Genomic DNA, 9621 nt, shown 5'->3' with positions numbered 1-9621 from the left:
GTAAAAACCTTACCTATTTTAATTTCTAGAGTTAATGATGTTTATTTATATCAACTGTATAAAAGTAAAACTGATCTTCTAAATGACAAGTATTCGATCATGTCACTTTCGAATAAATCTGGGTGTCAGTCTTATGAAGGAGTAATTTGGACTGTAGATAATACTCTGAATAAAGGTCCGACAACGGTTTTGAAAGAAATCATAAAAAATGGGTTTGTATTTTTAGAGGATGCCATCGCAAACTCGGATGAATCCTCTGAGAGCGATAGTTGCCAATTATTCCGGATGGTTAGCGTTAAAACTGAAAAGTCATTTTTTTACAACGATAAGAATAAAATCACAAAATCATACTTAGTAAATGGTGATCTAGTTACTTTGCTGAATATGAGTCAAGGCGATAAGTGGTGTGGGATAAGTTATCTCAATCAGGCTAATAAAAAAATCGGCGGTAATGTTTTATGTACAACATTAAAGTTCTAAATTAACAGCATTATTCACACATCTCGATGTGGTGACACCCCCCCATCTATCCATCCATTATGCGGGTTTTAAGGCAATTAATTATTAAGAAAGATAGATGAGAACATACCAGATCAGAATGGGGATGCAGAGGCTCCGGTTGCTATATGATTTCATTTATTAATAAGCGTACCGGTCGTGCGCTTCATGAATCCCTTACAGCCTATGGCACAGAGTTAGAGGGCTCTAAACCCGTCGGCGAAGAGATACTCTATATCAATAAATCCAGCAAACTTCTTGTGACCTATGAAATGAATGAATACTCAAGAAAACATTTCTACAATTATTATGTATTACAAAATGAAAGCCTCAATCTTATTAAAAAAATTCCCAACAACAATTCGCAGTAGTTATTCAACGTCAGACTCTCTGTAATAAATATAAAACATTATTTTCTAAAAGGACTTAATCATGCTTCCTATTATTCGTATCGGCGATAAAACAACACACGGCGGTGCAGTACTGACCGGTTCCGGCACCATGAGTTTTGGTAATATTCCCGTTGCCCGTAAAGGGGATAAAGTCTCTTGCCCTGTTCCCTTTCACGGTCCGACCTTCATTACCGAAGGCAATCCCAATTACCTGGACAACGGTATTCCTGTCGCTTTTCACGGACATAAATGTGCCTGCGGTTGCACGCTGATTAGTTCTCTTGCAACGGCACAAGTAGGATAATTATGCCGGTGAATCTTGATGTTATTCCCGACAAAGCGCCCGGCATTGTTCGCCCCCGTACCCGCCGCTGGCTTCTTTTCTTGCCATTTATGCTGCTGGCAGGGGCGACATCCACGCTTTGGTTTTGGAAAAATGAGCATACGGGGATTGCATTCTGGTTTACCGCCATTGGCTTACCCGTAGCAACCTGGGGCATCCTTTTCAGCCTGCGACGTATCGGCTACAAATGCGATCAGATTTGGGCCACTTCATGGAACAGAGAACGCGATCACTTAATAGAAGAGGAAACCCAACGTGGGCAGCGCTATCTCTGTTGGCACGGCGGCGTTTCCTTTACCACTGTTGGCAAAAGTACAGAAAAACTCCTCAACGCTGTTTTGAAAAATACTCCGCTGATGTCATCTGTTCTCCCCAGAGCCGGTGGCTTCGCAGTCCGACATACACGGCTTGGCAGTACAACAAATACGATACCCGGCGTGCTGCAGGAGTGGCATGGCCACCTTAAACAGCGAATATCAGCTTTACTTGATACCCTCCCCGCCGGCATGCCCTGTTACGTTCTGCTGGATGTTTACATTGATCAGGATCCGCAAGTTAACGCAAAGCATGCACAGGAAGTCATGGCGATGTTTTCCCGTCCGCTGCGGCAAATTAATGGAGTGGGGTTTGCGGCGTTAGACCAATGGATTGATATGACCTGGGGTATCCCTTCTGCCTTGCTGGTGATCGGTACTCAGATAAATAATCGGCCTGAGGTCAACAGCGGTGAAGCTGCAACAGCCATGCTGTTAACCAATTGTCCGATGCCTGATGAGCGTAAAACAGTGCGCATCCATCGCCCCGAGTGCGGAACAAACGCCGCGCTCACCAAAACACTTTCACGCGCGCTGCTATGGGCTAACGTTCAGCCAGCGTCCGTTGGACAAGCGTGGCTCACCGGCGGTGCATTGCTCACTGACAGCGAATGGAGTACGGCCTGTGAGAAAAACGCACTCGGGCTGGATATTCAAAAGCAGTGCAGTGTCATCGATAACATCACGGGTTTTACAGGATGCACAGCACCGTGGCTGGCATTACTCATAGCGGCCACACAATGCCGTGAAGATGGCATCACACAGGCTGTCGCGGTCCAAACCGCCACGGACAAGATTTGGGTAGGTTGCGTCTCTGCACCTGCCTCAGACATTAAGGACATTCAGGACACTTCACTGTGACAATCAGATCCCTAATAGGCAGCGCCTTTCTGTTTTTGATTTTTATCGTCATCGTTGTGGGAGGGACCCTCACCTTCTATCCACAATGGGTAGCTTCCACCTTCAGCATCGGCCCGTTATCACCCTCCGGTATCTGGACGCTTTGTCTGAGTATTGCCGCCGGGCTGGGCGCGATTTTCTGGCTGATCGAGCGTATGTTCGATCGCCTCGGGAAGGCAGGCGTTCGTATCCAGTGGCGTAAACGAAAAAATCAGCAGACAGTGGCATCCGCGGCCTCAGATACCGTGAGTCCGTCACCTTCGTTTTTCACCGGTCTGGACGAGCAGATGCGTTTTCGCTATGGCCGGTTTTGGCGCAGGAAAGTGCAGATCCTCTGGCTGACCGGAGAAACAGAACTGGTTGAAAAGATCGTGCCTGGGCTGACAGAGCAAAACTGGCAGGAAGGTGACGATACCCTGCTTTTGTGGGGCGGCTTACCAGATGTGCCCGTTGAGCCTGAACGTGCGATGGCCGCACGGCTATTGCGCCCGCGCCGTCCGTTAGACGGAATTGTTCATGTACTGGAGGGCAATCAGTTACCAGGCACCACCTCACTGGATGAAACCCTGCGTCAGCGCCAAAAAACCGATGCACTGCTTGGCTGGCAGGCGCCGGTGTATTTTTGGGTGCTCGACAGGTGTAAATGGTCGCAGGAAGGCCGGGAAACACAACCAGTCGGGTGCTTGTTATCAGGAAAAACTTCAACAGAATCTGTAATTACCGCACTGGATGCGCTCATTCCTGCGCTACGTGAGCAAGGGATGTCCCAGCTTGCCCAGGACACCCGTTACGACTTTTTATTGCGTCTGACTGAAAGACTGCGCAAAGAATGGCGTGCTGGCCTGAGTAATGTGCTGACCACGGTTTCCCGGGGTTCCTCTCCGATGATGTTGCGCGGGCTGATGTTCAGTCTGCCATCCGGCGCAGAGAAGGTGTCTTCACATAGCTGGGAGGCTCTGCCTGAGTGGCAGGGCATTCTTCAGGATTGCCGGAATGCGCAAGGGAAACGAACAGGATGGCCTTGGGAAAAAATATTGCAATGCACCCTTCTGACCCTGGCTGTAGTTTGGGGAGCGGGTGTTTTGCTTTCGCTTTTTATCAATCAGCATCAGATTGCTGACTCTCATGAACAGGCCATTATTGCAGCCGATACGACTCAGCCCTTGGCCTCACGCCTGAATAATCAGCTGGCACTTCAACAGGAAATTGCGAAATTACAGTACCGGGAAACAGCTGGTTCTCCGTGGTATACGCGCTTTGGCCTGAATCAAAATGCCTCGCAGCTGGCGGCACTTTGGCCGTTGTATCAGGCCAACAATAATGTGTTAATCCGGGATGCTTCTGCCACGAAACTTAAGGCAAAATTAACAGACTTTATTCGGTTGCCACCGGGCGGCCCGCAGCGTGATGCCCTGACACAGCAAACCTATGCTGAGCTTAAAGCCTACCTGATGATGTCGCGCCCGGATAAAGCCGATGCAACGTTTTTAAGCCAGACACTGATGACCCTCTGGCCAAAACGCACCGGTGTTCCGGACGGGCAATGGCAACATGTCGGACCCAAACTGATCGCCTTCTGGGGGCAGAACCTGCCCGCGCATCCGGAATGGAAAATAGCGCAGGATAAAAACCTCGTCACCGCTGTCCGGCAGATCCTGCTTAAGCAAATTGGCCAGCGCAATGCGGAAGCATCGCTGTATCAGGCCATGCTAAAGAAAGTGGCAAATAACTATCCGGATATGACCCTGACAGACATGGTGGGTGATACCGACGCTTCTTATCTGTTCAACACAGACGAGGTCGTGCCGGGAATGTTCACCCGTCAGGCGTGGGAAGAGCAGGTTCAGGATGCTATCGATCAGGTGGTTACTACCCGACGCAATGAAATTGACTGGGTTCTGACCAGTAAATCCCAACCCGCTTCTGAAGACATCTCCCCGGAGGCGCTAAAGGCAAGACTCACCGAACGTTATTTCACTGATTTTAGCAATGCCTGGCTGAATATGGTTAACAGCCTGCGCTGGCAGGAGCCAGGATCTCTTTCGGGGGCTATTTCCCAGCTCACGCTGATGGCAGATGTACGTCAGTCTCCGATGGTGGCATTCATGAATACGCTGGCCTGGCAGGGGAAAACGGGGCAGAAAAACGAAGCTCTGGCCGATACGCTGGTGAATTCAGCGAAAGTTCTGGTGGGTAAAAAACAGCAACCTGTTATTAAGCAAACAGGCGGACCACATGGCCCGCTCGACGCCGCCTTCGGCCCCTTGTTGACCATCATGGATGGCAAAAGTAATGGTGTAAATAATGGCAATCTCAGCTTTCAGGCCTATTTAACCCGAGTGACACAGGTCCGCCTGAAACTGCAGCAGGTCACTACCGCACCGGATCCGCAGGCGATGACCCAGATGCTGGCTCAAACTGTCTTTCAGGGTAAAGCCGTCGATTTAACCGACACCCGTGATTACGGCAGTCTGGTTGCAGCCAGTCTGGGTCAGGAATGGAGCGGCTTCGGGAAAGCGATGTTTGTAGAGCCTATGGAGCTTGCCTGGCGTCAGGTATTGCAACCCGCCGCCGGCAGTCTGAATGCGCAATGGCAAAGTAACGTGGTCAACCAGTGGGATACTTCATTTGCCGGACGCTATCCGTTCGCCAGCACCGGCAGCGATGCATCCTTACCTGTCGTCGCGCAATATCTCCGTTCCGACTCCGGACGTATCTCACAATTTCTGAAAACTCAACTCGGTGGCATTTTACACCAGGAAGGTAACCGCTGGGTGCCGGATGCCATTACCAGTCAGGGACTGACCTTTAATCCGGCATTCCTTGATGCCATCAACCAGTTGGGCCAGTTATCTGACATCGTATTTGCTGAGGGTGATGCAGGATTACGTTTTGAATTAATGGCCCGCCCGTCAAAAAATATCGTCCGCACGCAACTCGCTGTCGACGGGCAAAATCTGGATTATTTCAATCAGATGGAAAGCTGGCAGAGCTTTAAATGGCCCGGAAATTCCTACTATCCCGGCGTACAGCTCAGCTGGCGCAGTGTCAGTTCCGGTATGCAACTGTTTGGCGACTTTTCAGGGAACTGGGGATTAATACGCCTTCTGGAAAAAGCCCAGGTTACCCAACTCGACAGCAGCCGTTATCAGCTGGTCTGGAAAACCCCTGATGGTCTGCCATTGAAATACATACTGAGAACAGAAATGGGCAATGGTCCGCTGGCATTGCTGGCTTTACGTAACTTCTCTCTGCCCAAAAAAGTATTTTTAGATGATGCACCTGTCTCTTCTGTCGTTGCCGCCGATCCCGGACCCGTACTGACAGACGATCAGGATATCCCCGCAGGAACGGGCTCTGCCGGAGATGAGTAATACCCTCCCCTTGTGGTGTCAGTGTGTGAACACAGGCATCACGCTTTCGTTTTTTTTTATTTTCAACACCACTGAAATTTTCAGTCAGGAATCTGTTTATGGATGATTTGACCCTGCGCTATTACGAAGCTGAGATGCGTTACCTGCGCGAGGCGGGGCGTGAATTTGCCCATGCCCATCCCGACCGGGCCGCGATGCTCAACCTGGATAAGTCCGGGGCACGCGATCCGTATGTTGAACGTTTATTTGAAGGTTTCGCATTTCTGATGGGGCGTCTGCGGGAGAAGCTGGACGATGACCTGCCGGAACTCACCGAGGGACTGGTCAGCCTCTTGTGGCCACACTATATGCGGACAATCCCTTCACTGGCCATTGTTGAGTTGAAACCTGATTACCGGCAGCTCAAGCAGATGGAGATCGTGCCCCGGGGCTTCTCTGTCCTGTCACAGCCTGTCGGGCAAAAACACACCTGCTGCCAGTATCAGGTGACGCGGGATATGCCGCTTATGCCGATCAATATTTCACAGGCGAAGTTGCATACTGAAACAGACGGGCGTTCAACCGTACGCCTGCGTTTTGACTGCGGTCCGCTGGCGGACTGGCGAAAGATAGATTTAAGCCGCGTGGCAATCTATCTCGATGCCGACAGTCCGGTCAGCAGCGCTCTGCATCTGGCCTTGACCCGCAAAGTTCAGGCCATGTATATCCGCCAGCCGGAGCTGGGTCAGGATCGCCGTGCGATAGACGGCTGGTTTAAACCCATGGGATTTGAAGAAAATGAACGCCTGTGGCCTAAAGGGAGCTCGGCGTTCAGTGGCTATCAGTTGTTACTGGAATATTTTACCTTCCGCCCTAAATTTATGTTCGTTGAGCTGAACGGACTGCAAAATGTCCATCTGGTACCGGGAACGACATGGTTCGAACTCGATATTGTTTTAAGTGAGCTGTGGCCTTATGACCTGCCGTTTGATACCGATACCTTCCGGTTACACTGCGTTCCGGTCATTAACCTGTTTTCACTGGAAGCCGACCCGCTGCAAATTGATCCGCTGGCGAATGAATATCTTTTGCGGCCACTGCGTATGCAGGATGGCCACGTAGAAATCTACAGTGTTGATCAGGTACACGGTTCCGTTAAAAACGGCAAACACGACTACGTGCCCTTCACCAGTTTCCGTCACCGCGGGGGCATGATGCGTCATGATGCTCCCGAACGCTATTTCCATACCCGTGTTAAGCGCGGGCCTTCCGGCTTGCATGACACATGGTTAATTCTCGGCGGCAAATCCTTTGAAGCAGAACAGCTTGCTGAACAGCGTGAAGCACTTTCACTGCGTATTACCGGGACCAACGGCCAGCTTCCACGTAAGGCGCTGGAAAGTACCCTGCTCAACCGGGTTGTGAAAGCCGGCAAAGTCCCTGTACAAGTTCGCAACCTCACCACGCCTACCATGCCGGTATATCCGCCTGCCAATGATCGCTTCCACTGGCGGGTGATGAGTCACCTGGGTTCAAGCTTCCTCAGCATGATGGATAACCCAGAGGTGCTGCGAGGCACGCTGGCGCTGTATGACTGGACCGATGATGAAATGAACTGCCGCAGGCTCGAGGCGATTGTTGCCGTCGAACACCACCTGATCCAGCGATTTGAAAAAGGGTTCATGCTGCGCGGTGTCGATATAGAAATCACCCTGAATACAGACAACTTCGCGGGTGAAGGGGACGTCAATCTCTTTGGTGAAATGCTGCACCGCTTCTTTGCCTTATACGCCGATATTCACCTTTTCAACCAGCTTACGCTGGTGTTGCAACCGACAGGAAAACGCCTGAGATGGAACGAGAATCACAGCCAACACGTACCGGGCTGATCGATGCCCTGAGTCCGCAGGCGCCCTATCTGAATTTTTACCGGTTTTGTCAGCTTCTGGAACAGGCTGGCGGGGATGCTCCGCTGCTCGGTACAACCAGCACCCCCGCAACAGATCCGGTACGTTTTCGCCCGCATCCGGGCATGGGTTTTCCGGTCAGTGAAATACGCGTCATTGAAGCCGACCGGGAACATGTCCACGCCACCCCCACTGTTCGAACTACCTTTATGGGGCTCTATGGGGTAGATGCCCCCTTACCCACAGGGTATCTCGACGATATCAGCCAGCGGCGGGAAGGATACGAAAGCGTTGAGCATTTTCTGGATATTTTCAACCACCGGCTGATGACGCAGTTCTATCGCATCTGGCGTAAATACGCCTACCCCGCTAGTTTCCAGGCTGGCGGAACGGATGAGACATCACAGTGCCTGCTCGGTCTGATTGGTCTGGGGATACCCGGCACGGCCAAACATATCGCGACGCCGATTTCCCGATTTCTTGCGCTTTTAAGCACTATGCGTTTGCCGACACGAACGGCAGAAGGGATCCGTGCACTGGTGAATCTGCTGGCACCCCTGACGCAGGCTTATATTCAGGGGCATGACCCGGTGTCAGTGGAAATGCGTAGTCGCAGCGGGTTTTGCGCTGAAAACCGTATTGCGCTGGCACAGCGCAGCGTACTGGGTCGCAAAGGAAAGGACGGTAATAGCCGGGTACTGGTGAGTCTGATGACCTCCGATCCTGAAGAAGCTGAAGGATGGTTACCCGGCGGCCATTTGCATACCGATTTACTCGTGCTGATGCGGGTATATCTCGGCTACCGGTGCAATGCCCGTCTGCAACTCACCGTCCCTACCCGCTTGCTGCCGGAACCCCGGCTCGGTGGGTCCCGACGGATACAGCTCGGGCGTACCGGTGTGCTGGGTTTACAGGAAAGCAAACGTGACAGCCTGCCGCAAAGTATGACCGTCAGCCTCGGCACCTATCAGGGTGTACATGAAGAACCCTTGCTACCCGCTGAGTCGGGAGAATACCGGTTCCGTTAACCCTGCAATCAAGACATTGCAGGGACACAATATTTTTTGCGAATGAAGAAAAAGGATGCCCTGATGGCAAAAATAATTTCCTCACCTATAAGATGGCAGTATTTCAGCCTGTTTCTGCTCGCGGCTCTGCTTAGCGGATGTGGCCTGACTCAGAAAGTGGTCGATGGCACCAAAGGCGTGACCAAAGCGATTTTCTATAAGCAAATTAAAACACTGCATCTCGATTTTTCCCCGCGCACTTCTATGAACACAGATGAAGGCGATCAGTCATCACTTGCCACCATGGTGCGTGTTTATCAGCTTAAAGATCGCAAAGCCTTTGACGCCGCGGATTATGAAAAGCTGCTGCTTCAGGCCGACAACCTGTTAAAAGCCGATGCCCTGGCCTCAAAGGAAGTGCTGGTGATGCCGGGCGGTGATGTGTCACTGGATATGCCCATGGAATCCGATGCTCAGTTTATCGCCGTGGTGGCGTTGTTTCGCAACCCGGACAGACAACACGATACCTGGCGGGTGGTCCTGAAACGGGAAGAGCTTGATCCCGACAAGCCCCGCACGCTTGAACTCAGTAACGGGCAGCTTACGTTGTTACCACTCAAAGATTAAATGGAGGTTTCTGTGGTTGATATCCTGAAAAATCTTCACCCTGATGCGACAGGTTTGTCCCGCTACTCACTTGATATCTGGAACAGCCCTTACAGTCTGGACGTGCTGAACTTTCGCGGCGAGGAACAGCTCAGCGAGACTTTTTCCTACACAGTTGACGTCACCTGCCCCGAACCGGATATCGACGCCGCGCAGATGCTGCGCCAGTTCGCCAGCTTCACTATGGGCACGCCTTTCCAGCCGGAACGCGTCGTGTACGGCGTTATCCGTGACTTTCAGC

At 51.4% G+C, this 9621-nt stretch carries 7 protein-coding genes and 2 pseudogenes; all 9 read left to right on the top strand.

Annotated features, from left to right (window positions below; all coding sequences use genetic code 11):
• Positions 1-480 (top strand): annotated as a pseudogene (locus J1778_RS00385) (hypothetical protein); the annotation flags it as partial.
• A gap of 146 nt (positions 481-626) precedes the next feature.
• Positions 627-869, top strand: coding sequence for a hypothetical protein (locus tag J1778_RS00380; RefSeq protein WP_217171529.1), 243 nt, complete (start codon positions 627-629; stop codon positions 867-869).
• Positions 870-930: 61 nt separating this feature from the next.
• Positions 931-1194 (top strand): PAAR domain-containing protein, encoded by a 264-nt coding sequence (locus J1778_RS00375; RefSeq protein ID WP_112151536.1) that lies wholly within the window; start codon positions 931-933, stop codon positions 1192-1194.
• 2 nt (positions 1195-1196) lie between these two features.
• Positions 1197-2408 (top strand): hypothetical protein, encoded by a 1212-nt coding sequence (locus tag J1778_RS00370; RefSeq protein WP_217171528.1) that lies wholly within the window; start codon positions 1197-1199, stop codon positions 2406-2408.
• Positions 2405-5821: an ImcF-related family protein gene (locus J1778_RS00365; protein ID WP_217171527.1), complete on the top strand. Its 3417-nt coding sequence runs from the start codon at positions 2405-2407 to the stop codon at positions 5819-5821. Before J1778_RS00370 ends, J1778_RS00365 begins: the two co-directional genes overlap by 4 nt.
• 98 nt (positions 5822-5919) lie before the next feature.
• Positions 5920-7689, top strand: a complete 1770-nt coding sequence (tssF, locus tag J1778_RS00360; protein WP_217171526.1) for a type VI secretion system baseplate subunit TssF — start codon at positions 5920-5922, stop codon at positions 7687-7689.
• Complete coding sequence (tssG, locus tag J1778_RS00355) at positions 7653-8735, top strand: type VI secretion system baseplate subunit TssG (RefSeq protein WP_134705451.1); 1083 nt, start codon at positions 7653-7655, stop codon at positions 8733-8735. Before tssF ends, tssG begins: the two co-directional genes overlap by 37 nt.
• Before the next feature lie 63 nt (positions 8736-8798).
• On the top strand, positions 8799-9341 hold the full coding sequence (tssJ, locus tag J1778_RS00350) for a type VI secretion system lipoprotein TssJ (protein ID WP_217171525.1): 543 nt from the start codon (positions 8799-8801) through the stop codon (positions 9339-9341).
• Between the two features lie 12 nt (positions 9342-9353).
• A pseudogene (locus J1778_RS00345) lies at positions 9354-9621 on the top strand (type VI secretion system Vgr family protein); the annotation flags it as partial.

Source organism: Rahnella bonaserana (genome assembly GCF_019049675.1).
Taxonomy (GTDB): Bacteria; Pseudomonadota; Gammaproteobacteria; order Enterobacterales; family Enterobacteriaceae; genus Rahnella; species Rahnella bonaserana.
Note: the sequence above shows the minus strand (reverse complement) of the source record. Positions and strands in the feature narration are given on the sequence as shown.